At 63.1% G+C, this 24,221-nt stretch carries 20 protein-coding genes; 3 read left to right on the forward strand and 17 right to left on the reverse strand.

The window, feature by feature from the left end:
* Positions 1-13: 13 nt before the first annotated feature.
* The 7 genes from ccoG to ACTJK6_RS03275 all read right to left on the reverse strand — a co-directional run bounded on the left by ccoG (position 14) and on the right by ACTJK6_RS03275 (position 7,575).
* On the reverse strand, positions 14-1,477 hold the full coding sequence (gene ccoG, locus ACTJK6_RS03245) for a cytochrome c oxidase accessory protein CcoG (protein ID WP_232042548.1): 1,464 nt from the start codon (positions 1,475-1,477) through the stop codon (positions 14-16).
* Positions 1,474-2,397, reverse strand: a complete 924-nt coding sequence (gene ccoP / locus ACTJK6_RS03250) for a cytochrome-c oxidase, cbb3-type subunit III (protein WP_232042547.1) — start codon at positions 2,395-2,397, stop codon at positions 1,474-1,476. Before ccoP ends, ccoG begins: the two co-directional genes overlap by 4 nt.
* Before the next feature lie 12 nt (positions 2,398-2,409).
* A complete protein-coding gene (locus ACTJK6_RS03255) occupies positions 2,410-2,592 on the reverse strand; it encodes a cbb3-type cytochrome oxidase subunit 3 (RefSeq protein WP_232042546.1) in 183 nt (60 codons plus the stop codon).
* Positions 2,593-2,595: 3 nt separating this feature from the next.
* Entirely contained in the window at positions 2,596-3,279 is a 684-nt protein-coding gene (gene ccoO, locus ACTJK6_RS03260; protein WP_260802622.1) for a cytochrome-c oxidase, cbb3-type subunit II, read from the reverse strand.
* Between the two features lie 10 nt (positions 3,280-3,289).
* Positions 3,290-4,747 carry a cytochrome-c oxidase, cbb3-type subunit I gene (gene ccoN / locus ACTJK6_RS03265; RefSeq protein ID WP_232042545.1) on the reverse strand — a complete coding sequence of 486 codons (1,458 nt, stop codon included), beginning with the start codon at positions 4,745-4,747 and terminating at the stop codon, positions 3,290-3,292.
* A 95-nt stretch (positions 4,748-4,842) separates the two neighbouring features.
* The gene (ccoS, locus tag ACTJK6_RS03270) at positions 4,843-5,022 is read right to left on the reverse strand and encodes a cbb3-type cytochrome oxidase assembly protein CcoS (RefSeq protein WP_232042544.1); all 180 of its coding nucleotides are present in this window, start codon (positions 5,020-5,022) and stop codon (positions 4,843-4,845) included.
* A gap of 9 nt (positions 5,023-5,031) precedes the next feature.
* Positions 5,032-7,575 (reverse strand): heavy metal translocating P-type ATPase, encoded by a 2,544-nt coding sequence (locus ACTJK6_RS03275; RefSeq protein WP_440838340.1) that lies wholly within the window; start codon positions 7,573-7,575, stop codon positions 5,032-5,034.
* 176 nt (positions 7,576-7,751) lie between these two features.
* Here ACTJK6_RS03275 and ACTJK6_RS03280 point away from each other — a divergent pair, with 176 nt between their 5' ends.
* Complete coding sequence (locus ACTJK6_RS03280; RefSeq protein ID WP_232042542.1) at positions 7,752-8,594, forward strand: 2-phosphosulfolactate phosphatase; 843 nt, start codon at positions 7,752-7,754, stop codon at positions 8,592-8,594.
* A 20-nt stretch (positions 8,595-8,614) separates the two neighbouring features.
* On the opposite strand, the gene zapE is transcribed toward ACTJK6_RS03280, so the two are convergent.
* The 9 genes from zapE to ugpB all read right to left on the reverse strand — a co-directional run bounded on the left by zapE (position 8,615) and on the right by ugpB (position 20,975).
* Positions 8,615-9,712 carry a cell division protein ZapE gene (gene zapE / locus ACTJK6_RS03285; RefSeq protein ID WP_414561404.1) on the reverse strand — a complete coding sequence of 366 codons (1,098 nt, stop codon included), beginning with the start codon at positions 9,710-9,712 and terminating at the stop codon, positions 8,615-8,617.
* Positions 9,713-9,813: 101 nt separating this feature from the next.
* Positions 9,814-11,250: a dihydrolipoyl dehydrogenase gene (lpdA, locus tag ACTJK6_RS03290; protein ID WP_092971425.1), complete on the reverse strand. Its 1,437-nt coding sequence runs from the start codon at positions 11,248-11,250 to the stop codon at positions 9,814-9,816.
* Between the two features lie 175 nt (positions 11,251-11,425).
* On the reverse strand, positions 11,426-12,679 hold the full coding sequence (odhB, locus tag ACTJK6_RS03295) for a 2-oxoglutarate dehydrogenase complex dihydrolipoyllysine-residue succinyltransferase (protein ID WP_024975929.1): 1,254 nt from the start codon (positions 12,677-12,679) through the stop codon (positions 11,426-11,428).
* Between the two features lie 135 nt (positions 12,680-12,814).
* Positions 12,815-15,679, reverse strand: coding sequence for a 2-oxoglutarate dehydrogenase E1 component (locus ACTJK6_RS03300; protein ID WP_232042540.1), 2,865 nt, complete (start codon positions 15,677-15,679; stop codon positions 12,815-12,817).
* A 291-nt stretch (positions 15,680-15,970) separates the two neighbouring features.
* Positions 15,971-16,723, reverse strand: a complete 753-nt coding sequence (ugpQ, locus tag ACTJK6_RS03305) for a glycerophosphodiester phosphodiesterase (protein ID WP_440838341.1) — start codon at positions 16,721-16,723, stop codon at positions 15,971-15,973.
* Complete coding sequence (locus ACTJK6_RS03310) at positions 16,720-17,817, reverse strand: sn-glycerol-3-phosphate import ATP-binding protein UgpC (RefSeq protein ID WP_316868831.1); 1,098 nt, start codon at positions 17,815-17,817, stop codon at positions 16,720-16,722. The genes ugpQ and ACTJK6_RS03310 overlap by 4 nt, the downstream gene beginning before the upstream one ends.
* 10 nt (positions 17,818-17,827) lie before the next feature.
* Positions 17,828-18,676 (reverse strand): sn-glycerol-3-phosphate ABC transporter permease UgpE, encoded by an 849-nt coding sequence (gene ugpE / locus ACTJK6_RS03315; protein WP_440838342.1) that lies wholly within the window; start codon positions 18,674-18,676, stop codon positions 17,828-17,830.
* Between the two features lie 18 nt (positions 18,677-18,694).
* On the reverse strand, positions 18,695-19,576 hold the full coding sequence (gene ugpA / locus ACTJK6_RS03320) for a sn-glycerol-3-phosphate ABC transporter permease UgpA (RefSeq protein WP_232042537.1): 882 nt from the start codon (positions 19,574-19,576) through the stop codon (positions 18,695-18,697).
* 76 nt (positions 19,577-19,652) lie between these two features.
* Positions 19,653-20,975 (reverse strand): sn-glycerol-3-phosphate ABC transporter substrate-binding protein UgpB, encoded by a 1,323-nt coding sequence (gene ugpB, locus ACTJK6_RS03325; protein WP_260802627.1) that lies wholly within the window; start codon positions 20,973-20,975, stop codon positions 19,653-19,655.
* Between the two features lie 197 nt (positions 20,976-21,172).
* Here ugpB and ACTJK6_RS03330 point away from each other — a divergent pair, with 197 nt between their 5' ends.
* On the forward strand, positions 21,173-22,066 hold the full coding sequence (locus ACTJK6_RS03330) for an HAD family hydrolase (protein WP_440838343.1): 894 nt from the start codon (positions 21,173-21,175) through the stop codon (positions 22,064-22,066).
* Between the two features lie 168 nt (positions 22,067-22,234).
* Positions 22,235-22,564 carry a hypothetical protein gene (locus ACTJK6_RS03335; RefSeq protein ID WP_024975937.1) on the forward strand — a complete coding sequence of 110 codons (330 nt, stop codon included), beginning with the start codon at positions 22,235-22,237 and terminating at the stop codon, positions 22,562-22,564.
* 113 nt (positions 22,565-22,677) lie between these two features.
* On the opposite strand, the gene ntrC is transcribed toward ACTJK6_RS03335, so the two are convergent.
* On the reverse strand, positions 22,678-24,186 hold the full coding sequence (gene ntrC, locus ACTJK6_RS03340) for a nitrogen regulation protein NR(I) (RefSeq protein WP_260802629.1): 1,509 nt from the start codon (positions 24,184-24,186) through the stop codon (positions 22,678-22,680).
* Positions 24,187-24,221: the final 35 nt, after the last annotated feature.

A 24,221-nucleotide genomic window follows, 5' to 3' on the forward strand; every position in this document is an offset into this window, starting at 1 on the left:
TGGGGATGCCGCATCAGCGCGGCACGATGAAGCTCGACGGTTCGCGCAGTACAAGGCTGTCGCTACCGCTGTCTGCATGGATGACGAAACGGATTTTGTGCGAGCCGGGGGCGGCATCGTCAGCCGGCCGGCGCACGCGCACTGGCAGCAGCCGGTTAGCCGCCGGCGGGAGCTCCAGTGTGGTGGACTCGCCCTGACCGCCCTGCACGTCCAGTTCCGGCATGCCCTCTGCGGTGATGGTCACGCGCATGGGGTGCTCGGACGCGTTCATCAGTTGCAGGCGATAAACGTTCTCGATCTTGCCGCCGTCCACTTCACGCGCCAGTGCGCCACGATCACGAATCACGTCAACCTTGAGCGGCTGCCGCATGGCCAACGCCACGATGAACCCCGTGACGAGCACCAGCATGATCCCCGTATAGATCAGCACGCGCGGGCGCAGCAGATGTCGCCGGGCTTCCTTCGGGCTGAGCCGATCAAGCATCGCGCGTTCCGACGTGTACCGGATCAGACCCCGCGGGTAGCGCATCTTGTCCATGACCTGGTCACAGGCGTCAATGCAAGCACCGCAACCGATGCATTCGTATTGCAGCCCTTGGCGGATATCGATGCCGGTGGGGCACACCTGCACGCAGATGCTGCAGTCGACGCACGCACCCAGACCCTGAGCTTCGAAATCGGCGTTGCGCGAGCGGCTGCCGCGCGGCTCGCCGCGCTGCGTGTCATACGTCACGACGTAGGTATCGGGATCGACCATCACGCTCTGGAAACGAGCGTAGGGACACATGTAGCGGCAGACTTGCTCGCGCATGAAACCGGCGTTGCCCCACGTCGCAAATGCGTAGAACAGCATCCAGAATGTCTGCCAGGGGCCGAGAGACAGCGTCCAGGTCTCCATGCCCAGATCGCGGATCGGCGTGAAGAAACCGACGAAGGTGAAGCCCGTCCAGAGCGCAATGAGGATCCAGGCCGAATGCTTTGCGGCCTTCAGGCGGAACTTGCGCAGGCTCCAACGCTCACCGTCGAGGCGGATGCGCGCGAAGCGATCTCCTTCGATATGCCGCTCGATCCACATGAAAATCTCGGTGTAGACCGTCTGCGGACAGGCATAGCCGCAAAAGAGGCGCCCCGCCACCGCCGTAAATAGAAACAGCGCCAGCGCCGACAGCACCAGCAGCAACGTCAGATAGATGACATCCTGCGGCCACAACACGAGCCCAAAAAGGTAAAACTTGCGTGCGCCTAGGTCGAACAGCACCGCTTGGCGACCGTTCCACTGGAACCACGGCAGGCCATAAAAGATGGCTTGCGTGGCCAGAACCAGCCAGACTCGCCAACGCGCAAAGGCGCCGGTCACGGCGCGCGGATAAATCTTGCGCCGGACCTCATAGAGCATCTGCTCGGTGGGTGCGTCTTCGGCGCCCGCCGCCGCGGTGGCGGGCGTCATCGGACGCCAGGCTGGTTCTTTGTCGCTCATTGCGCGTGACTCGTGTTGCTGTTCGACAGACCCCAGACATAGGCCGCCAGCATGCGGATCTTCTCTGGTGAGAGCAGGTTCTCGTGTGCCGGCATCGTGTTGTCACGACCCTTGAGGATGGTCTCGACGATGGTTGCTTCCGAACTGCCGTACAGCCAGACGCGGTCGGTCAGGTTAGGTGCGCCAAGTGTCTGATTGCCCTTGCCGCTTGCCGTGTGGCAGGCCGCGCAGACCGACTTGAACGTCGGTTCACCACGCGCTGCCTTGATCGGGTCGTAAGACAGGCCCGACAGCGAGCGCACGTAGTTGGCCACGTTGACCGCCTGGTTGCCATCCACCACCGCAGCCAGCGATGGCATGACACCGTGGCGCCCCTTGGTGATGGTGGTCAGGATCGTCTCGGGATCGCCGCCGTACAGCCAGTCGCTGTCGGTCAGGTTCGGGAAGCCCTTCGAGCCGCCGGCGTCGGAGCCGTGGCACTGCGCGCAGTTGTTCAGGAACAGGCGCTGGCCGATCTCGTGGGCCTGGGGATCGGCGGCGATCTGCTTGATATCCATGCTGGCATAACGCGCATAGACCGGACGGACCTGCGCATCGGCTGCAGCACGCTGCGCGGCCAATTCGCCCCGTGTCGAGAAACCGAGCGCGCCGCCGTATGAACCCAACCCCGGGTAGAGGATCAGGTACCCCAACGCAAAGATGCACGACAGCAGGAACATCCACATCCACCAGCGCGGCAGCGGGTTATTCAATTCCCGCAAATCGCCATCCCATACGTGGCCCGTATCTTCCCCGGCGCTGTGCCCGGGTGCCACTTGAATGCGCCGCTGCGAAAACAGCAACCAGACACACCACACGATGCCGACCAGGGCGATCGCTGCGATGTAATACCCCCAGAACTCCGAAATGAAGTCGCTCATGATTCTGTGTCCTTATTGATGCGGGCGCGACGCGTCTGCGTGCGCACCGGCGACCTCGGTCTCATCGGGCAGCAGGAACGGCAGCATGGCCGATTCCGCATTCGCAGCGCGGCGATGCGCGGAGAATGCCCACCAGGTGATGCAGACGAACAGCACGAGGAAGACGGCAGTGGCAATTGCACTCAGCGTGGCCATGGCTTACTCCTTCGCTGCAACGGTGGCAGGCGCCGCCGCCGGAGCAACAGCCACGTCCCGGACGTTACGCAGCTCTACGCCAAGGCCTTGCAGATAGGCGACCACGGCATCTTCTTCGGTCTTGCCTGCCAGTTGCTCGCGCGCCCCGGCGATCTGGGCATCCGTATAAGGCACACCCAGCTTACGCAAGACATGCATCTTCTTCTCGATGTCGCTGTTGTCCAGCGGCGTCTTCGAGAGCCACGCATACGACGGCATGTTCGACTCGGGCACCACTTCACGCGGATCGCGCAGATGGATGCGATGCCAGTCGTCGGAGTAGCGCTGCCCAACGCGCGCCAGATCCGGGCCCGTACGCTTAGAGCCCCACAGGAACGGGTGATCGAACACCGACTCGCCAGCCAGCGAGTAGTGGCCATAGCGCTCGGTCTCGGCGCGAAGCGTACGCACTTGCTGCGAGTGGCAGCCAACGCAGCCTTCGCGGATGTAAATGTCGCGCCCCGCCAGCCGCAGCGGCGAATACGGGGCGATGCCCTTGACCGGTTCAGTGGTCGAATGCTGGAAGAAGAGCGGCAAGATCTGCACCAGGCCTGCAATGCTGACGACGACGAGCGTCATCACAATCAGCAGACCGATGTTCTTTTCCAGCGTCTCGTGCGAGAAAAACTTGTTGGATTGGTTGCTCATGTTCCCCTCCTCACTGAGCCGCGACCATCGGGGTCTGGGCCGATTGAGGAATCGGTGCATCGATGGCCTTGCTGCCCTGGATGGTCTTGAACACATTGAATGCCATCAGCAGCATGCCGCCCAGGAAGCAAAGACCGCCAGCCAAGCGAATCAGGTAGAACGGGTACGTTGCCTTCACCGCTTCGACAAAGCTGTAGGTCAGCGTGCCGTCAGCCTCGGTGGCGCGCCACATCAGGCCTTGCATCACGCCGGCAACCCACATGGCGGCGATGTAGAGCACCACGCCGATGGTCGCCACCCAGAAGTGGACCTCGATCAAACGCGTGCTGTACATCTTTTGCTGGCCGAACAGGCGCGGGATCATGTAGTACATCGAACCGATGGTGATCATCGCCACCCAGCCCAGGGCGCCGGAGTGCACGTGGCCGATCGTCCAGTCGGTGTAGTGCGACAGCGCATTCACGGTCTTGATGGACATCATCGAGCCCTCGAACGTCGCCATGCCGTAGAACGACAGCGCCACCACGAGGAACTTCAGGATCGGATCGGTGCGCAGTTTGTGCCAGGCACCCGACAGGGTCATGATCCCGTTGATCATGCCGCCCCACGACGGTGCCAGAAGAATGAGCGAGAACACCATGCCCAGCGACTGCGCCCAGTCGGGCAGCGACGTGTATTGGAGGTGGTGCGGACCCGCCCACATGTAGGTGAAATTCAGCGCCCAGAAGTGGACGATCGAGAGGCGATACGAATAGATCGGGCGTTCGGCCTGCTTGGGCACGAAGTAATACATCATGCCCAGGAAGCTGGTGGTCAGGAAGAAGCCCACTGCGTTGTGGCCATACCACCATTGCACCATCGCATCCTGCACGCCGGCATAGGCCGAGTACGACTTCCACATCGACACTGGCAATTCAGCGTTGTTGACGATATGCAACAGAGCAATCGTGATGATGTAGGCGCCGAAGAACCAGTTGGCCACGTAGATGTGCCGGGTCTTGCGCTTGGCGATTGTGCCGAAGAACACGATCGCGTAAGCCACCCACACCACGGTGATCAGGATGTCGATCGGCCATTCGAGTTCGGCGTATTCCTTCGAGCTTGTGTAGCCCAGCGGCAGCGTGATGGCAGCCGCCACGATCACTGCCTGCCAGCCCCAGAACGTGAAGGCAGCAAGCTTGTCGGAAAGCAGACGCACCTGACAGGTACGCTGCACGATGTAGTAAGACGTCGCAAACAGCGCGCTGCCGCCAAACGCAAAGATGACGGCATTCGTGTGCAGAGGGCGTAGCCGGCCGTAGGTCAGCCAAGGCACCCCGAAATTCAGTTGCGGCCAGATCAACTGGGCCGCGATCAGCGCACCGACCGCCATACCGACGATGCCCCAGACGATCGTCATGATCGAGAACTGGCGAACAACGCGGTAATTGAAGGTCTGGGTGGGCTGCAACGCGCTGGACGATTGCATGCTTGCTCCCCGAGAGTGTTGGTTTGATAGGGTCATGTTAAGAATGGGGCGATATTCGAGTCTTGACGTGCGTCAAGGCACCCCAGCCAACGTGGTCAAGTAGTTCCGTCCCGCGACACTGCGTCACGCGCCGGGGTATCAGGGTCCAGCAGAATCGATTCAGCAGGCGCCTTGAGATCGTCGTACTGGCCCGAGCCGACGGCCCACCACAGCACTCCGACAATCGCCACCACCAACATCAGCGACAGCGGAATCAGCAGGAACAGCGTTTCCATTTCGGCTCCTTAAGCGGCACGTGACAAACGCCACGCATTGAGCGCCACCAGCAACGACGACACCGACATGCCGATGCCCGCTACCAGCGGCGACAGCCACCCAAGCGTGGCGAGCGGAATGCTGATCGCGTTGTAAGCGAAGGCCCAGCCAAGGTTCTGGTGCACCACGCGCAACGTGCGACGGCCAATCGACACGGCCTCGCTGATGGCAAACAGGCGAGGCTCGGTGAGAATGGCATCCGCGCCGGCCTGGGCCAGCGGCGCACCCGACCCGATGGCGATGGAGACCTGCGCCTGCGCGAGCAACGGCGCGTCGTTGATGCCGTCGCCGACGGCCAGCACGCGAGCGCCGTCTGCCTGCAGCTGGCGCACATAGGCACGTTTGTCTTCGGGGCTGGCGCCGCCCACGGCGCGGTCGATGCCAAGGCGGTTGGCCCACCAGTGCACGGTCTCTGGCGCATCGCCGGAAACGAGATGCAGGCGCAATCCTTGTGCACGCAACGCGCTCAAGCATGCGGGCGCATCGGCACGTGGCGTATCGGCCAGCGTGAAGCGCGCGAGCGGTTGGCCATCGCGGCCGAGCCAGATCGACGTGCATGCGGCCGCCGGCGGCACTTCCTCCATCGGCGCTTGCGTGCCGTAGCGAATGGAAGCAACCGGCTGATCTGCGTAGCGCGCTGCTGCGAACGACTGCGTACCAAGACGCACCAACTGGTTATCAGCCGCGCCATACAGGCCCTGCCCCGGCACATTCGTCACGCGCCCCAACGTTGGCAAAAGCATTTCAGCGGAGGTGGCGGCGCGCAACGACTGGGCGATCGGATGATTCTCGGATTGCTCCATCGCGCACGCCAATGCGAGGCAGTGCTCGGCATCCACATCGGCGAACGTCTCGATGCTCAGCAAGTGCAGACGCCCTTCGGTGAGCGTACCGGTCTTGTCGAGCAGCACGTCCGTCACGGCTGCCAGGCTCTCGATCGCGTGACCGCGCGTGACCAGCACACCGCGCCGTGCCAGCGCGCCACTGGCTGCGGCCAATGCAGACGGCGTGGCCAGCGACAACGCACATGGGCAGCTCACCACCAGCACCGCCACGGTGACGGCAAACATGCGAGTCGGATCGATCCACCACCACGCGATCGCCGTCAGCAGCGCCCAACCGAGCAGCACTGCCACAAAGCGCCCTGCCACACGATCGGCGAGTTCAGCCATACGGGGCTTGTCCGACAGGGCGCGTTCCAGCAGATCGACGATGGCGGCAAGGCGCGTCTGGGCGCCCACGCGGTTCACACGCACGCGAATGGCGCTCACGACGTTGTAGCTGCCCGCCAGCACGGTCGCGCCCACGTCACGCGGACGCGGCACGCTTTCACCGGAGAGAAGCGATTCGTCGATCTCAGTGGTGCCGCGTTCAATGGTGCCGTCGGCGGGCAGAACTTCGCCGGCGCGCACTTCCACGCAATCGCCTTGCTGCAAGGCTGCAACGGGGATGGTTTCCAGCGCGCCGCTTTCGGCATGGAAGCGACGGCAGGTGGCTGGCAACTGGTGCACCAACGCTTCAGCGCCAGAAGCGGCGCTCTGCCGCGCACGCAGTTCGAGATAGCGCGCCGCCAGCAGGAAAGCGACGAACATCGTCACGGAATCGAAATACGTCTCGCCATGACCGCGCAAGGTCGCCAGCACACTGGCAATGAACGCCGCGCCGACTCCCAGCGCCACGGGCACATCCATACCGACGTGCGCATGCCGCACTTGCCGCCAAGCATTGACGAAAATGGGCCGCGCAGAAATCAACACCACCGGCACGGTCAGCATCAAGCTGGCCCACTGCATCAGGCGCGTCTGGCTCACGGGGATGTCGCTGCCGTGCAGGTAAACCGGCCACGCGTACATCATCACTTGCATCATCCCGAGCATCGCCAGCCCCAAGCGGATCAGCAGGCTGCGACGCTCACGTGCTTCAGCAGTGCGGCGGGCGGATGGCTGGTCGGGCCACGCTTCGTATCCGACGTCGGCAATGGCGGCAAATACCGCGGACAGCCGCATCGCCCCGGCATCTCCAACGATGCGCGCGCGTTCCGTGGCGTAATTGACGGTGGCTTCGCGCACGCCTGGCACTCGCGAGAGCGCGCGCTCGATCAGCCATACACACGCGGCGCAACGCATTCCGCTGATGGCAAGAGAAAGTTCTTCCGCGCCGTCAGCCCGTGTGCGTACGAAGCGCTCACGCATGACGGGCAGATCGTAGGTCGCCCAAACGGCTTCGGCTTCGGTGCGACGGTCGCCTTCGATCGGCTTGGCGAAGGCGATTGGGCCGTCATAGACGTGGCCCATGCCGGAGGCGTGCAGCGTTTGCGCGACAGCCTGACAGCCAGCGCAGCAAAATTCCCGGGACTTGCCGCCAATGTCGGCATGGACGGCCGTGGCGCCGTCCAGTGGCGACGCGCAGTGATAGCAGGTGACGTGCGACGCGCCTGCCCCGCTCGGGCCGATAGGCGAGCTTATGCCGTCAACCGGCGCGGTTGGATGGTTGGGGGCGAATATCGTCGTCATTATGGGGACGATGCTAGCCAGCAACCCCGGGCGCGCCCTTGATGCGCATCAAGCACGGCGCAATAAGAATCCACCGGTCAGGCGATTCTCAGCGCACATCAACCACGCCTACCCTCCCATAAAAAAATAGGCCGCCTATAGTGAATAGCTGCACCAGGCAAACAGGAGGGCGCGACATGGCAACCGAATTCAGCCTGTACAACATCCACTGTGAATGGGGTGAGCACGGAGCATCCGCGCTGGCGCCACATTGCGACGCCGTCATCGTGGTGGACGTGCTGTCTTTTTGCACCTGTGTGGATGTGGCCGTGGCGCGCGGGGCACGCATCTATCCGTACCCATGGCGCGACGCCAGCGCTGAAACTTTCGCGCGCCGCGCCGGCGCCATGCTAGCGGGCTACAACCGCAGCCAGGCGGGGTATACGCTCTCGCCAGCGTCGCTGCGTGAATTGCCCATCGGCAGCAGCTTGGTCCTGCCCTCGCCCAATGGGGCAACGCTCGCACTCGCCACCGGGTCGACGCCGACGTTTGCTGGTTGCCTGCGCAACGCGCGCGCGGTGGCGGAAGCCGCATCGCGGCTGGGCCGTCGCGTGGCCGTGGTGGCGTCAGGAGAGCGCTGGGCTGATGGCAGCCTGCGCCCGGCCCTGGAAGACTGGTTGGCCGCCGGGGCGATCGTGCATCACCTGTCGGAAACGGTGGCGGGATTCTTGCCCCAAGCGCTGTCGCCCGAAGCGCTCGCCGCTCGTGCGATCTATCGCGAGGCGTCGCGGACCGGCATGATGAAAGCGTGGTTGCTTGATTCAGTGTCCGGCCGCGAACTGTGCGAACGCGGCTTTACCGAAGACGTGACCATGGCTTCGCAAACCGATGTGAGCAACGTCGCCCCCATGCTGGTCGAAGGCGCGTTCCGCAACGTCAACCGCAAGACCGAGCGCCTGCCACAGGACTTCTTTGGCGCAAGCCTGCGGCCCTCGCAGGCCCCGCCGTCGCACCGAAATTCGCCGCCGACGTCACACTAGGCACACAGCAGCGGGCAAGATCAAGTCAGTGACGTGTCCACTTCGCGGCGAGGTGCCTCGAGGTATTCGCGCGACTGCATCTCGACGATCCGCGACACGGTGCGCTGGAATTCGTTGGCCATCTGGCCTTCGGTGTACAGCTCTTCCGCCGGCACCTCCGCCGACATCAGCAGCTTGACCTTGTGGTCATAGAACACGTCGACCAGCCACGTGAAGCGGCGCGCTTCAGACGCCATGCGCGGCGTCATCTTCGGCACATCGGCCAGGATGACGGTGTGAAAGCGTGAGGCGATTTCCAGGTAATCGTTCTGTGAGCGCGGCCCCCCGCACAGCGTGGCGAAATCGAACCACACCGCCCCGCCCGCCTTGCGCGCCGCGCGAATCTCCCGGTGCTCGATGCGTAGCACCGGGGACTCGTCCGGCACTCCGGCCACCGCAGCGAACGCATCGCGCAGCGCCGAGTTGGCCTTGGCGCCTAGCGGCGTGTAGTACGCCTGCACCTGCTCCATCGCCCGCTTGCGGTAGTCGACGCCCGCATCGACGTTGAGGACGTCGAGCTTCTCCTGCAGCAGCGCAATGGCCGGCAGCACACGGTCGCGGTGCAAGCCGTCCGGATACAGCAAGTCGGGCCGATAGTTGGATGTCATCACGAACTGCACGCCGTTGGCAAACAACTGATCGAGCAAGCGGTGCAGGATCATCGCGTCGGCAACGTCGCTGACGTGGAATTCGTCAAAACAGATCAAGCGGTAGCGCTTGGCGATGCGCCGGGCCAGCTCGTCCAGCGGATCCGCGCGGCCGCGCAGTTCTTCCAGTTGGCGATGCACTTCGCGCATGAACTCGTGAAAGTGCAGGCGCGTCTTACGCACCAACGGCACGCAGCTATAAAACGCATCCATCAGGAACGACTTGCCGCGCCCGACCCCGCCCCACATGTAGACGCCACGCGGCAAATCGGGGCGCACGAGCATCTTGCGCAGCGCATTCGATCGACGGGCCTTGTAGGCGACCCATTCGTCGTAGCACCGCTGCAGACGATCGACGGCGCGTTGTTGCGCTTCGTCGGGCTGATAGCCGCGCGCCTTCAGTTCCTGCAGGTAGGTTTCCTGGACGTTCATCTGCTTGTTCTGCATGGGGCACCGTTTGCGGGCCCAAATGGACCGATGCCCGGCAATCTTGTGGATTCACCGGGCATCGTGCTTGCCTTACGGCTTGCGATTTACATGTTGAGCTGACGCTTGTCGACGGCCAGCGCAGCTTCGCGCATCACTTCCGACATCGACGGGTGCGGATGGCAGATGCGGCCGATGTCTTCGGCTGCAGCCTTGAACTCCATCGCCACCACGGCTTCGGCGACCAGGTCCGAGGCGTTGGCTGCCACGATGTGCACGCCCAGGATTTCATCGGTCTTCGCGTCGGCGATGACCTTCACGAAACCGTCGGATGCGCCCATGCCCAGTGCACGGCCGTTCGCCATGAACGGGAACTGGCCGGCCTTGGTCTCGCGGCCTTCGGCCTTGAGCTGCTGCTCCGTCTTGCCCACCCATGCAATTTCCGGGTAGGTGTAGATGACCCACGGAATGCAGTTGTAGTCGATGTGCGGCTTCTGACCGACGATGCGCTCGGCCACGGCCACGCCTTCGTCTTCAGCCTTGTGCGCCAGCATCGGGCCGCGCACTACGTCGCCGATCGCCCACAGGTTCGGCAGCTTGGTCGCGCAGTGCTCATCGACCTCGATAAAGCCGCGCTGATCCGCCGCCAGGCCGATCGCTTCCAGGCCCAGGTTGTCGGTATTCGGCACGCGGCCGATCGACACGATCAGCTTGTCGCACTCGAGCACTTGCGCAGCGCCGGCAGCGTCGGTGTAGTTCACCTTCACGCCCTTGCCCGACGATTCGATCTCGCCGACCTTCACGCCGACGTTGATCTTCAGGCCCTGCTTGGTCAGCAGCTTGTTGGCTTCCTTGGCAACCGATTCGTCAGCCGCACCGAGGAAGCTCGGCAGCGCTTCGAGAATCGTCACTTCGGCACCCAGACGGCGCCACACCGAACCCAGCTCCAGGCCGATCACGCCAGCGCCGATCACGCCCAGCTTCTTCGGCACTTCACCAAACTTCAGTGCGCCTTCGTTGTCGGCAATGGTCACGTTGTCGACCTTCACGCCCGGCAGGTGGCGAGCCTTCGAGCCCGTCGCGATGATCACGTGCTTGGCGGTCACGACTTCCGTGCCGGCCTTGCCCGCGATCTCGACCTGATAGCCGGCGTCCGTCTTGCCGACGAACTTGCCGTGGCCCTTGAGCAGCGTCACCTTGTTCTTGCGGAACAGGAACTCGATGCCCTTCGTCATCTTGCCGACGATGTCGTCCTTACGCTTGAGCATCTTGGCCACGTCGACCTTGACGCCGTCCACCGTGATGCCGTGGTCGGCCAGGTGGTGGTTCACGTTCTCGAACTCTTCCGACGAGGCCAGCAGCGCCTTCGAGGGAATGCAGCCGACGTTCAGGCAGGTGCCGCCCAGGCGCGGCTCGCCCTTCGGATCGTCGTAGGCGTTGTCTTCGCAGCAGGCCACGTTCAGGCCGAGCTGACCAGCGCGGATGGCGGCGATGTAACCGCCGGGGCCGGCGCCGATCACCAGCACGTCAAATTCTTTGCTCATGGAGAAATCCTTTGGTCTGTCGTTCCCGCTTGAGCGGGAACGTCAACAATCGGTTCAAACCTGTTCACGGTCTGTAGCGAGCGGCCCGAGGTTGGAGCGAGAAGCGCAGCCGTACACGGGTACGGCGAGCATCGCAGGTTTAAGATCGGGCCGCGCAGTAGGACCGTGGGCAGGTTTACAGATCCAGCAGCAGGCGGGCCGGGTCTTCCAGCGCTTCCTTCATCGCCACCAGACCCAGCACGGCTTCGCGGCCGTCGATGATGCGGTGGTCGTAGGACATGGCCAGATAGTTCATCGGGCGAACGACGACTTGGCCGTTCTCCACCACAGCACGGTCCTTGGTGGCGTGCACGCCCAGGATGGCCGATTGCGGCGGGTTGATGATCGGGGTCGACAGCATTGAGCCGAACGTGCCGCCGTTCGAGATCGAGAACGTACCGCCGGTCAGGTCGTCGAGCGTCAGCTTGCCGTCCTTGGCCTTCTGGCCGAATTCGGCAATCTTCTTCTCGATATCGGCCAGGCTCATCTGGTCGGCATTGCGCAGGATGGGCACCACCAGGCCGCGCGGCGAGCCGACAGCGATACCGATGTCGAAGTAGCCGTGGTACACGATGTCGTTGCCGTCAACCGAGGCGTTGATGACCGGGTACTTCTTCAGTGCGTGGACAGCCGCCTTCACGAAGAACGACATGAAGCCCAGCTTCACGCCATGGGTCTTCTCGAACTGGTCCTTGAACTTGGCGCGCAAGTCCATCACCGGCTTCATGTTGACTTCGTTGAAGGTGGTGAGGATGGCGTTGGTCGATTGCGATTGCACCAGGCGCTCGGCGATACGGGCACGCAGGCGGCTCATCGGCACGCGCTCTTCCGGACGGTCGCCCAGGGCGGCGAAATCTACCGGTGCAGCGACTTGCTGCAGCGCCGGACGAGCGGCTTGCGGAGCAGCAGCTGCAGCCGGCTTGGCGCCACCAGCCACGGCACCCAGCACGTCGCCCTTGGTGATGCGACCATCGCGGCCCGTGCCGGCCACTTGGCCAGCCGACAGGTTGTTCTCAGCCATCAGCTTGGCAGCCGACGGCATGGCCACGCCACCCGCAGCAGCAGCGGCCGGAGCGGCGGCAGCCGGAGCCGGTGCAGCGGCTGCGGGAGCCGGTGCAGCAGCAGCCGGAGCGGCAGCGCCTGCCTTGCCTTCGGTGTCGATCTTGGCCAGCAGTTGTTCCGACGTCACGGTTGCGCCGTCCGCCACCAGCACTTCAGCCAGCACGCCAGCCGACGGGGCCGGCACTTCCAGCACGACCTTGTCGGTCTCGACTTCGATCAGGATTTCGTCCTGGGCCACGGCTTCGCCCGGCTTCTTCTTCCAGGAGATCAGCGTGCCCTCTTCAACGGACTCGGAAAACTGCGGGACCTTGACTTCAACGATAGCCATTTCGGTGCTTCCTTGGATTCATGTGCACGTGCTCCTCTTGTGCGGGAGCCGCGCTAAATTCGATATACGGTGGAATTCGGGAGCGAAGATGCGTCAAGGCGACAGCCGAAGCTGCCGCCCTGGTGCAGAGGTCGCTTACTTGTTCAGCACGAAGCCCTTGAGCTTGCCGAACGCGGCATCGATCAGCGCCTTCTGCTGCTCGTTGTGCTTCGCGTAGTAGCCCACGGCCGGCGATGCCGATGCCGGGCGGCCTGCGTAGCCCAGCTTCTGACCCTCGGTCATGTTCTCGAGGATGTAGTGCTGCACGAAGAACCAGGCACCCTGGTTCTGCGGCTCGTCCTGGCACCACACCACTTCGGCGAGGTTCGGATACTTCTTCAGCTCGGCTGCGAACGCCTTGTGCGGGAACGGATAGAGCTGTTCCACGCGGATGATGGCCGTGTCGGTCAGGCCACGCTCCTTACGGGCGTTGACCAGGTCGTAGTAGACCTTGCCCGAGCAGGCCACGACGCGCTTGACCTTGGCGGCGTTCAGATCTTCGGCCGTATCGGCGATCACCGTTTCGAAATGGCCCTTGGCCAGATCCGACAGCGGCGACACCGCATCCTTGCTGCGCAGCAGCGACTTCGGCGTCAGGATGATCAGCGGCTTGCGGAACATCCGGATCATCTGGCGACGCAGCAGGTGGAAGATCTGTGCCGGCGTGGTCGGCTGCACCACTTGCATGTTGTGGTCTGCGCAGAGCTGCAGGTAGCGCTCCAGGCGTGCCGAGCTGTGCTCCGGACCTTGGCCTTCGTAGCCGTGCGGCAGCATCAGCGTCAAGCCTGAGGCGCGGCCCCATTTCACTTCGCCCGACGAGATGAACTGGTCAATCACCACCTGTGCGCCGTTGGCGAAGTCGCCGAACTGGGCTTCCCAGATCACCAGGGTGTTCGGCTCAGCCGACGAATAGCCGTATTCGAAGCCCATCACGGCTTCTTCCGACAACACCGAGTCGATCACCGTAAAGGGAGCTTGGCTCTCCGACACGTTCTGCAGCGGGATGTAGCTGCCGGCGTCCCAACGCTCGCGGTTCTGATCGTGCAGCACGGCGTGGCGGTGCGTGAACGTACCGCGACCAGCGTCCTGACCGGTGATACGCACCGGATAGCCCGACGCCACCAGCGATGCGAAGGCCAGGTGCTCGCCCATGCCCCAGTCCAGCGACAGCTCGCCCTTGCCCATCTTGGCGCGGTTGTTGACGACGTTCTCAACCAGCGGGTGCAGCTTGAAGTGATCGGGGATGGCGGTGATGCGTTCGGCCAGACGCTTGAGTTCGGCCATCGGCACGGCGGTATCGGCCGCATCCGTCCACTTGCGGTTCAGGAACGGCATCCAGTCCACAGCGAACTTGTTCTTGAAGTTCGACAGCACCGGGTCGACCGTGTGCTTGCCCGCGTCCATGGCGGCGCGAAATTCCTGCACGAGGCCGTCCGGCTCTTCGGTCTTCAGCGTGTTCTGCGTGACGAGCTTGTCTGCGTAGAGCTTGCGCGTACCGGGATGCGTGCCGATCTTCTTGTACATCAGCGGCTGCGTCATCGCCGGCGTATCTTGCTCGTTGTGGCCGAGCTTTCGGAAGCAGATGATGTCGACCGCGATGTCCTTCTGGAACTCGGTACGGTAATCCACGGCCAGTTGCATGGCCAGCACGACGGCTTCCGGATCGTCACCGTTCACGTGGAGGACCGGCGCTTCGATCATCTTGACCACGTCGGTACAGTACAGCGTCGAGCGCGAGTCGCGCGGGTCCGACGTCGTGAAACCGATCTGGTTGTTGATGACGATGTGGATCGTGCCGCCCGTGCCGTAACCACGCGTTTGTGCGAGGTTCAGCGTTTCCATCACAACGCCCTGGCCAGCGAAGGCCGCGTCGCCGTGCACCTGCACTGCCAGCACTTGCGCGCCGTGCTTGTCACCGCGGCGTTCCTGACGTGCCTTGACCGAGCCTTCCACGACCGGGTTGACGATTTCCAGGTGCGACGGGTTGAACGCCAGCGACAGGTGGACGGGGCCGCCCGGGGTGGTGACGTCGCTCGAGAAACCCTTGTGGTACTTCACGTCGCCGGCCGGCAGGTCGTCCACGTGCTTGCCTTCGAATTCGGCAAACAGGTCGGCGGGCATCTTGCCCAGCGTGTTGACCAGCACGTTCAGACGGCCGCGGTGGGCCATGCCGATCACGATTTCCTGCACGCCCTTGGCGCCGGCGTGCTGGATCAGTTCGTCCATCGCCGCGATGAAGCTCTCGCCGCCTTCCAGCGAGAAGCGCTTCTGACCGACGTACTTGGTATGCAGGAAGCGCTCGAGGCCCTCAGCGGCCGTCAGGCGTTCCAGGATGTGCTTCTTCTTTTCAGCCGAGAACGTCGGCTTGGAGCGAATGGTTTCCAGACGCTCCTGCCACCAGCGCTTTTGGGCCTGGTCGCTGATGTACATGAATTCGGCACCGATCGAGCCGCAGTACGTTTCGCGCAGGTTGTTGACCAGCTCGCGCAGGCTCATCGACTCCTTGCCGAAATACGTGTTGCTGGCATTGAAGATGATGTCCTGATCGGCTTCGGTGAAACCGTAGAAAGCCGGGTCGAGATCCGGCACCGGCGGGCGCTCCTGACGCTTGAGCGGATCAAGATCGGCCCAACGCAGGCCCACATTGCGGTACGCAGCGATCAGCTGCGTGGCCGACACGCGCTTGCGACCCATATCGGAATCGGCAGACGCGACAATCGTCTTGATCGGGCCGGACTTGGCGCGCTCAGCAAACGACGTGACGATGGGGGCGTGGGGGATATCCCGGGCGTTGGAACCGTCGACGGCGGGGACGTTCTGCAGCGCATCGAAGTACGCGCGCAGGGCCTCGCTAACGGACGTGGGATCTTGAAGATACGCTTCGTACTGATCTTCAACGTAGGCGGCGTTACCGCCGGACAGGTACGAAGTGTCCTGGTACTGCTTATACAGCTCTGTCATGGGGCGCTCACTTTTCTCCGGGTCTGCCGGAGTTCAGCGGGTTCATCAACCTTCCGCGACACGGCTTGACCGGTTAGCGGATCGCAAACTAAATCGCCTGAAATCACCTGGTCGGACCGGATCGCGCAATGCAGAAAGGAGGTACCGAGACAGCTTTTACAGACAAGTTGTGCGGGAAGGACCTAAGTCTTCACGGAGGGGAAGCATAGCATGTTTATAAGCAATATTCTGATTCTTTGACGTGACAAACGACGCTTGTTATGCGACGTCAAAGCCATGCTTCCATCACATTCAGGCGGGCGAAATACGGTCGACCCAATCGGTGATCAACCCATCCAGCCCAGCGCCCCAGAGCAACTGCGCACGGTCCAGGTCATTGACCGTGTAGCAGCAGACGCGAAACCCTGCGGCGTGTGCCTCGTCAATGATTTCGGGCGTCAGTTCGCGATGGTTGGCGTCGAGCGCAACACAATCCAATGCACGCAGGCGATCGAGCCAATCAGCGGGCAGTTTGTCGAGCAGCAAAGCGCGAGGCAACTCCGGCGCAGCTTCGCGCGCGGCGGCCAGCGCTTCTTCGGAGAACGACGACAGCAGCGGCGGCACGTCGGCGCCGGCCCACAGCGTGCGGGCATCGAGCGCAACAGCAGCGCCCGTGCGCCACTCCGCGCCCGGCACCGGCTTGATCTCGATATTGGCGAGGAAGTTGTTGGCGCGCAGGTAGCGCGTGATGGCTGCCAGCGTCGGCACCGGCTCGCCGGCATAGGCGGGGCTGTGCCAACTGCCTGCGTCGAGTTGCGCAATCTGACCGAGCGTGAGCGCATCGAGGCGGCCTGCGCCGTTCGTGGTGCGATCCAGCGTGGCATCGTGCAACAGGACTGACACGCCGTCGCCGGAGAGCTTCACATCAAACTCGAACATGCGGTAGCCGAACGATGCGCCATGGCGGAACGCCGCGAGCGTGTTCTCGGGCGCCAGCTTGCCCGCGCCACGGTGTGCAATGGCACGCGGATACGGCCAGGCCGGCAAGACGCCTGCGCCGGTCATGCCAGGGCCTCGATGCGGCGCGTGGTTTGCGGGTCGAACCAGTGCAGATGCTCGGCCGAGGCGGTGATCGGCAGCTTGTCACCGGCCTTTACGCTGGCGTGCGGTTCCAGGCGGACCACGACAGGGTGACCCGCCAGCGTGCCGTACGCGAACGCATCTGCACCGAGGGCTTCGACCACGCGCACGTCAATCAAGGCGATGGCCTCATCGGCAGAGCACGGCTCGATGTGCTCGGGGCGCAAACCCATCAGCGCGCGCTCGGGCAGGTGAAGGCCCATCGGCAGGTGGCCCAGCGTGGCGGCAGCCTCACCCTCCTTCGCACCATCCACCCGGATCTGCGTACCGCCGCCGGCATGGCGCGACACGGGCACGAGGTTCATCGGCGGCGAACCGATGAAACCCGCCACGAACGTGCTGGCCGGACGCGAGTACACCTCAAGCGGCGTGCCGATCTGCTCGACCCGCCCGCCGTTGAGCACCATCATGCGATCAGCCAACGTCATCGCTTCAACTTGATCGTGCGTGACGTAAAGACTCGTCGTGCGCAGACGGCGATGTAGATCCTTCAGCTCCAGGCGCATCTGCACGCGCAGCTTGGCATCCAGGTTGGAGAGCGGCTCGTCGAACAGGAACACGGCCGGCTCACGCACGATCGCGCGGCCCATGGCCACACGCTGGCGTTGGCCGCCCGAGAGCTGGCGCGGCTTGCGATCCAGCAGCTTGCCGAGTTCAAGAATGCCCGCCGCCTGTTCCACACGCGCCTGAATATCGCTCTTGGGCAAGCCGCGAATCTTCAGGCCGTAGGCCATGTTGTCGAACACGCTCATGTGCGGATACAGCGCGTAGTTCTGGAACACCATCGCGATATCGCGCTCGGCCGGCTCCAGTTCGTTGACGACGCGGTCGCCAATCCACACTTCACCACCGGTGATGGGCTCCAGCCCCGCCACCATGCGCAGCAGCGTGGACTTGCCGCAGCCCGACGGGCCGACGATGACGATGAACTCCCCGTCGCCGATTTCCATGTCGATGCCGTGCACGACCTGGAGGTTGGCGTAATGCTTCTGGACGTTGCGTAGCGAAAGTTTTGCCATCTTGCTTCTTTTACTTTTCGGTTTCGACGAGGCCCTTCACAAACCACCGCTGCATGCCGATCACGATTGCCGCGGGCGGCAACATGGCCAGCATCACGGTGGCCATCAGCAGGTTCCAGTCGGTGGCGGAATCGCCAGAGCGAGAGATCATTTGCGTCACGCCCAGCACGATCGGCGTCATGCTCTTTTCGGTCGTGATCAAGAGCGGCCAGAGGTACTGGTTCCAGCCGTAAATGAACTGGATCACGAACAGCGCCGCGATGCTGGTGCGCGAGAGCGGCAGCACCACATCCCAGAAGAACTTGAGCGGGCCGGCGCCATCGATGCGCGCAGCTTCCGCCAGTTCATCGGGAATGGTCAGGAAGAACTGCCGGAACAGGAACGTGGCCGTGGCCGACGCGATGATCGGAATGGTCAGGCCGAAGTAGCTGTTCAGCATGCCGAGATCCGACACCACCTTGTACGTGGGCAGGATGCGAACTTCCACCGGAAGCATCAGCGTAACGAAGATGAGCCAGAAGAACGTCTTGCGCAGCGGGAACTTGAAATAGACGATCGCGAAGGCCGAGATGATGGAGATCGCGATCTTCCCGAGCGAGATGCCCAACGCCATGATCAGGCTGTTCATCAGCATGGTGCCGACCGGCGTGGCCGAGTTGCCCATGCCCGACGTGAGCACCGTGCGGTAGTTCTCGATGAGGTGCGGACCAGGAATCAGCGTCATCGGTGCTTGCAGCACGTCTTCGGCCGTCAATGACGATGCGACGAATACAACGTACACCGGAAACGCCACGACGATCACGCCAAGGATCAGCACGACGTGGGTGAGGAAGTCCAGGAACGGACGGCGTTCAATCATGGTGCGGTTGCCCTCCTTTCAGTATTGGACTTTGCGTTCGACGTAGCGGAACTGGACGATCGTCAGCACGATCACCAAGGCCATGAGGATCACCGACTGGGCCGCCGATCCACCGATATCGAGACCGCGCACGCCGTCTTGATAGACCTTGAACACCAGCGTCTCCGTCGCCTTGAACGGCCCGCCCTGCGTGACCGAATCGATGATGGCGAAGGTGTCGAAGAACGCGTACACGACGTTCACCACCATCAGGAAGAACGTGGTGGGCGACAGCAGCGGAAAAACGATCGACCAGAAGCGCTTCCACGGCCCCGCACCGTCAATGGCCGCCGCTTCGATCAGCGACTTCGGAATGCTCTGCAGCCCCGCCAGGAAGAAGAGGAAGTTGTAGCTGATCTGCTTCCATGCCGCGATGATGACCACCAGCGTCAGCGCCTGCCCGCCGTTGAGCACGAAGTTCCAGTCCACGCCCATCTTGCGGATCACGAACGACACGATGCCCAGCGTCGGGTTGAAGAGGAAGCTCCACAGGACGCCAGCCACGGCCGGCGCAACGGCGTACGGCCAGATCAGCAGGGTCTTGTAGAACGTGGCACCACGCAGCGCGCGGTCAGCAAAGTACGCCAGCGCCAGCGAGGTGCCCAGACCCACCAGCGCGACGCCAATGGCGAACACTGCCGTGGTCTGGAACGACCCGAGGTAGGTCGGATCGTTGAAGAGATCACGAAAGTTCTCCAGCCCCACGAATTCGAGGTTGATGCCGAAGGCATCCTGGCGCAGCAGCGACTGATACAGCGCCTGCCCCGCGGGCCAGAAGAAGAACACCAGAGTAATGACGATCTGCGGGGCTACCAGCACATACGGCAGCCAGCGCGACCGAAAAACGACGCGTTTTTCCATGCGACATTCCAAAAACGCACCGCCGGCCGGTGCGAACGCACGAGGCCGGCGGTTTAGACGAGCACCGAATCGGCGCTTATTCCTTGACGGTCTTCTCGAAGCGGGCGAGCAGCTCGTTGCCGCGTGCCACAGCCGTGTCCAGCGCTTCCTTTGGCGTTTTCTTGCCGGCCCAGACGGCTTCCAGCTCTTCGTCGATCACCTGCCGGATCTGCGGGAAGTTGCCCAGACGAATGCCGCGCGACTTGTCGGTCGTCTTGACGATCATCTGCTTGACGGCCACGTCAGCGCCCGGGTTCTTGTCGTAGTAGCCGGACTTCTTGGTCAGCTCATACGCTTCCATCGTGACGGGCAGATAGCCGGTCGACTGGTGCCAGTCAGATTGGATATCCGGACGCGACAGGAACGAGAAGAACTTCGCGACGCCCTTGTACTCTTCAGACTTGTGGCCGCCCATCACCCACAGCGAAGCGCCGCCGATGATCGTGTTCTGCGGGGCACCCGGCACGCCGGCTTCGTACGGCAGCGGAGCCGGGCTGAAGGCGAACTTGGTACCCACGCCCTTGCGGATGTTCGCCAGCGCTGCCGACGAACCCGTGTGCATGGCGCACTCACCCGCAATGAACTTCGCCTTCGGCTCGTCCTTGCGGCCGGCGTAGGTGAAGTAGCCCTTCTTCTCCATGTCGAGCAGGTTCTGGATGTGCTTGATCTGCACCGGGCCATTGAAGTTCAGGCGAGCCTTTGCTCCACCAAAACCATTGTTCTCGGTCGCAAACGAAACGTTGTGCCAGGCCGAGAAGCTCTCCAGATGCACCCACGACTGCCAGTCGGTCGTGTAGCCGCAGGGCACGCCTGCGGCTTTGAGCTTGGCCGCATCGATGGCCACTTCCTGCCACGTTGCGGGCGGCTTGTTCGGGTCAAGGCCGGCCTTCTTGAAGGCGTCCTTGTTGTAATACATGATCGTCGTCGAGCTGTTGAACGGGAACGACAGCATCTCGCCCTTGTTCGACGTGTAGTAGCCAGCCACAGCAGGCACGTAGGCCTTCGGATCAAATTTCTCGCCGGCGTCCTTCATGACCTTGGCCACCGGCACGATGGCGCCCTTGGCGTTCATCATCGTCGCGGTACCCACTTCGAACACCTGCAGGATGGCCGGTGCGTTGCCGGCGCGGAATGCCGCGATGCCCGCAGCCAGCGATTCATCGTACTGGCCCTTGTAGACCGGCACGATCTTGTAGTCGGACTGGCTCGCGTTGAACTTGGCGGCGATCTCGTTCACCTTGTCGTTCAAGGCGCCTTCCATCGAATGCCACCATTGGATTTCCGTCACCGCGTACGCGCCTTGCGCAAACGTACACGCGGCCAATACTGCTGCGGCCCCCGCAATCTTCTTGATCGACATGATTTCTCCTGGTTTCGACCCGGCGGGCTCCCTCGCTCCGCCCACGGCGCGCCGACTGTATATGCACGGTCGGTCATTTTTATGACAGCGGGATGTTACTTGGCTTTCTGTCACAAAGAAATCGGGAAATCCCTCCAAGGTTTGGCTTGCAACGGCCGTTAGAATGGGTTCAAGACACTCTCTTTTGCACCCGCAGCATGCTCGCCTCGCCCACCACTCCTGCCGCTCCGGACTCGCCTGAAGCCACGCCCCTCATCGCCGAGCGACGTATTCCGCTGGCCTTGCACCAGCTCTCGGATGATGCGCTGCGCAATATCACCGGCGTCTTCACCGATGTGGACGGCACCCTCACCACGAGGGGGAAGCTTCCCGCGCAGACGTACTCGGCGCTCGAGCGCCTGCATCGCGCCGGCATCAAGGTCGTGCCGGTCACGGGCCGCTCGATTGCCTGGTGCGAAGTCATCGCGCGACTGTGGCCCGTCGATGCCGTGATCGGCGAGAACGGCGCGTTTGCGATGCGCGTCGATTCGCGCGGGCATCTGGCCACTGACTTTGTTGACGACGCGCAAACGCGCGCGCGCAATCTGGAGCGCATCCGTGAAGTCGGTGCGGAGATCAGGCGCGCCGTGCCGGGTTCTGCGCTGGCAACGGACCAGGCTTGGCACGCGGCGGATCTCGCTGTCGATCATGCGGAGCAAGTCCCGCCGCTGCCGCAACACGCCGTGCAACATATCGTCGACATCATGCGCACGCACGGCATGCATGCCACGGTCAGTTCGATTCACGTCAACGGCTGGTTCGGCAAGCACGACAAGCTGAGCGCCAGCGTGTCGCTCGCGCGCCGCGCATTCGGCCTGGACTTGCATGCCGAGCGCGACCGCTGGGTGTTCGTGGGCGACTCTGCCAACGATGCTGCAATGTTCGAGTTCTTCCCGCTCTCGGTGGGTGTGGCCAATGTGCTGGACGTGATCGATACGCTGCCCGTGCCGCCCACTTACCTCACAGAGGCCGAGGGCGGCGGCGGCTTTGCCGAAGTTGCCCAGCGCATCCTGGAAGCGCGTTCTCTGGCCCTGCCCGCGCCGCGCGCCTGACCCAGCATCCTTGCACCGCAACACAACCTGGAGGTGCGGCGTCGCTTGCCGCACACGGCACGCCGCTTGCGCCGAAATTGGGCGTTGCACCGCTTTGCACCATGTGACGGCCTCATAACGGTGCATACGGCGGCAACGCCCTTTTCACGCAACCGACAGGAGCCCTCCATGCAAACAGAGAAACTGCGCCAGCGTTTTGAACATGCGGAAAGCACCATCGCCGAACTGGCCCGGACCTGTGCCTCGCACAAGGACGTGCCCGACTCGTTGAAGCAATCGATCCAGCAACTGGACGACCAAGCTCGCCAATGCCACTCGCGCCTGGAAGGCGCTGAAGATCAGCAGACCTTCGTTGAGGCCATCGACAAGCTCGAAGCCTGCTCCGACCGCGCGAAGATGGCCTGCCAAAACGCCACCGGCAAGGTCGACCACTCCGTGGAATCTGCCGTGATGCGCGCGCATGAAGAACTGTCGCAGCTGAAGCACAAGCTGCACTAAGCGCGGCACGCATTCGCGGCACAAAAAAAGGGCGGACTCCCGTATTGGAAATCCGCCCAATCCCAATCGCCAAGCTCGACGATATTCGGTGGACTGGCCCTGCTGACAGCGCGTCAGTCGAAGCCAAGCTCCTGCAATTTGCGTGTAATGGTGTTGCGGCCGATGCCCAGGCGCGTTGCCGCCTCGACGCGGCGCCCGCGCGTGACACCAAGCGCAGCCTCCAGAATCGCCTTTTCGAAGCGACGGGTAAGCGCGTCCATCACGTCAGGCTGGCCCGCTTCAAGCATGGCCTTGGCCTCACCCGCGAGCGCACGCTCCCACCCTGCGGCGATGGATGCGCCCACTGAAGCGGTTGAGAGCAACGTATCGACCGACGGCGCAACACCATACGGTTCGCCACCGTGCGAAGGCTCGCCGATGAAGGCCTGGCGCGCCGGGGCGTCGCCCATGGCCGGCAGCATTTGCGCGTTGCCCCGCACCAGGTCGGCGGGCAAGTCCTTGGCTTCGATGGTCTGCGCCGGCGCCATCACGGTCAGCCAGTTGCAGAGGTTTTCCAGTTGCCTCACGTTGCCTGGAAACGGCAGCGTGGCGATATGTGCAAGCGCATCGTCCGACATGCGCTTGGGCTCCACGCCGAGTTCCTTAGCGCTCTTCTGCAGGAAATGGCGTGCCAGCAGCGTGATGTCTTCCGGGCGTTCACGCAGCGCCGGCAAGCGCAGACGGATCACGTTCAGGCGGTGAAACAAGTCCTCGCGGAACAGACCGTCCTTGACGCGCGTTTCAAGATTCTGGTGCGTGGCCGCGATGACGCGAACGTTGGCCTTGAGCGGGTTGTGACCGCCCACGCGATAGAAATGTCCATCCGACAGCACGCGCAGCAGCCGCGTCTGCAGATCGAACGGCATGTCGCCGATTTCGTCGAGGAACAGCGTGCCGCCCTCGGCTTGTTCGAAGCGACCGCGGCGCATGGTCTGCGCGCCCGTAAATGCGCCACGCTCATGGCCGAACAGCTCGGATTCGAGCAGGTCTTTCGGAATCGCCGCCGTATTCAGCGCGATGAAGGGGCCGCTCGCGCGCGGGCTGTGCTTATGGAGCGCCCGCGCCACCAGTTCCTTACCTGTGCCCGATTCCCCGGTGATCAGCACCGTCACGTTCGACTGCGACAGCCGCCCAATCGCGCGGAACACGTCCTGCATGGCCGGCGCCTGACCGAGAATCTCAGGCGCATCGCTCAGGCGATCGTCGATTTCCTCTTCGCGCAGGCTCTCTTCCAGCGCGCGGCGGATCAGCTCGACCGCGCGATCCACGTCAAACGGCTTGGCGAGGTATTCAAACGCGCCACCCTGGAACGCCGCCACGGCGCTGTCCAGATCCGAATACGCGGTCATGATGATGACCGGCAGCCCGGGGTGCTTGGCCTTGATGGCCTGCAGGAGATCCAGCCCCGAGCCGCCCGGCATGCGGACGTCGGAAATCAGGACTTGCGGCGTTTCTTCGTCGAGCGCATTGAGCGCGTCGCGCACGTTGGTAAAGCTGCGCGAGAGCAGGCTCTCACGCGCGAGCGCCTTCTCGAGGACCCAGCGGATGGATTGATCGTCGTCGACTATCCAGATTGGCTTCATGTGTTGGTTCGTCTGCTTGACTTCGTCTCGCCTGG

The organism is Ralstonia sp. 22086 (genome assembly GCF_052045975.1).
Classification (GTDB): Bacteria; Pseudomonadota; Gammaproteobacteria; order Burkholderiales; family Burkholderiaceae; genus Ralstonia; species Ralstonia wenshanensis.

Excerpts from the sequence above, each read along its gene's own strand:
- ccoN (WP_232042545.1), bottom strand. The coding sequence starts at position 4,747 with ATGCAATCGTCCAGCGCGTTGCAGCCCACCCAGACCTTCAATTACCGC.
- ugpA (WP_232042537.1), bottom strand. The coding sequence starts at position 19,576 with ATGGAAAAACGCGTCGTTTTTCGGTCGCGCTGGCTGCCGTATGTGCTG.
- ACTJK6_RS03300 (WP_232042540.1), bottom strand. The coding sequence starts at position 15,679 with ATGACAGAGCTGTATAAGCAGTACCAGGACACTTCGTACCTGTCCGGC.
- ccoO (WP_260802622.1), bottom strand. The coding sequence starts at position 3,279 with ATGAGCAACCAATCCAACAAGTTTTTCTCGCACGAGACGCTGGAAAAG.
- ccoS (WP_232042544.1), bottom strand. The coding sequence starts at position 5,022 with ATGGAAACGCTGTTCCTGCTGATTCCGCTGTCGCTGATGTTGGTGGTG.
- ccoP (WP_232042547.1), bottom strand. The coding sequence starts at position 2,397 with ATGAGCGACTTCATTTCGGAGTTCTGGGGGTATTACATCGCAGCGATC.
- ACTJK6_RS03310 (WP_316868831.1), bottom strand. The coding sequence starts at position 17,817 with ATGGCAAAACTTTCGCTACGCAACGTCCAGAAGCATTACGCCAACCTC.
- ugpE (WP_440838342.1), bottom strand. The coding sequence starts at position 18,676 with ATGATTGAACGCCGTCCGTTCCTGGACTTCCTCACCCACGTCGTGCTG.
- ugpQ (WP_440838341.1), bottom strand. The coding sequence starts at position 16,723 with ATGACCGGCGCAGGCGTCTTGCCGGCCTGGCCGTATCCGCGTGCCATT.
- ccoG (WP_232042548.1), bottom strand. The coding sequence starts at position 1,477 with ATGAGCGACAAAGAACCAGCCTGGCGTCCGATGACGCCCGCCACCGCG.
- odhB (WP_024975929.1), bottom strand. The coding sequence starts at position 12,679 with ATGGCTATCGTTGAAGTCAAGGTCCCGCAGTTTTCCGAGTCCGTTGAA.
- ACTJK6_RS03275 (WP_440838340.1), bottom strand. The coding sequence starts at position 7,575 with ATGACGACGATATTCGCCCCCAACCATCCAACCGCGCCGGTTGACGGC.
- ACTJK6_RS03280 (WP_232042542.1), top strand. The coding sequence starts at position 7,752 with ATGGCAACCGAATTCAGCCTGTACAACATCCACTGTGAATGGGGTGAG.
- ntrC (WP_260802629.1), bottom strand. The coding sequence starts at position 24,186 with ATGAAGCCAATCTGGATAGTCGACGACGATCAATCCATCCGCTGGGTC.
- ACTJK6_RS03255 (WP_232042546.1), bottom strand. The coding sequence starts at position 2,592 with ATGGCCACGCTGAGTGCAATTGCCACTGCCGTCTTCCTCGTGCTGTTC.
- ACTJK6_RS03335 (WP_024975937.1), top strand. The coding sequence starts at position 22,235 with ATGCAAACAGAGAAACTGCGCCAGCGTTTTGAACATGCGGAAAGCACC.
- ugpB (WP_260802627.1), bottom strand. The coding sequence starts at position 20,975 with ATGTCGATCAAGAAGATTGCGGGGGCCGCAGCAGTATTGGCCGCGTGT.
- ACTJK6_RS03330 (WP_440838343.1), top strand. The coding sequence starts at position 21,173 with ATGCTCGCCTCGCCCACCACTCCTGCCGCTCCGGACTCGCCTGAAGCC.
- zapE (WP_414561404.1), bottom strand. The coding sequence starts at position 9,712 with ATGAACGTCCAGGAAACCTACCTGCAGGAACTGAAGGCGCGCGGCTAT.
- lpdA (WP_092971425.1), bottom strand. The coding sequence starts at position 11,250 with ATGAGCAAAGAATTTGACGTGCTGGTGATCGGCGCCGGCCCCGGCGGT.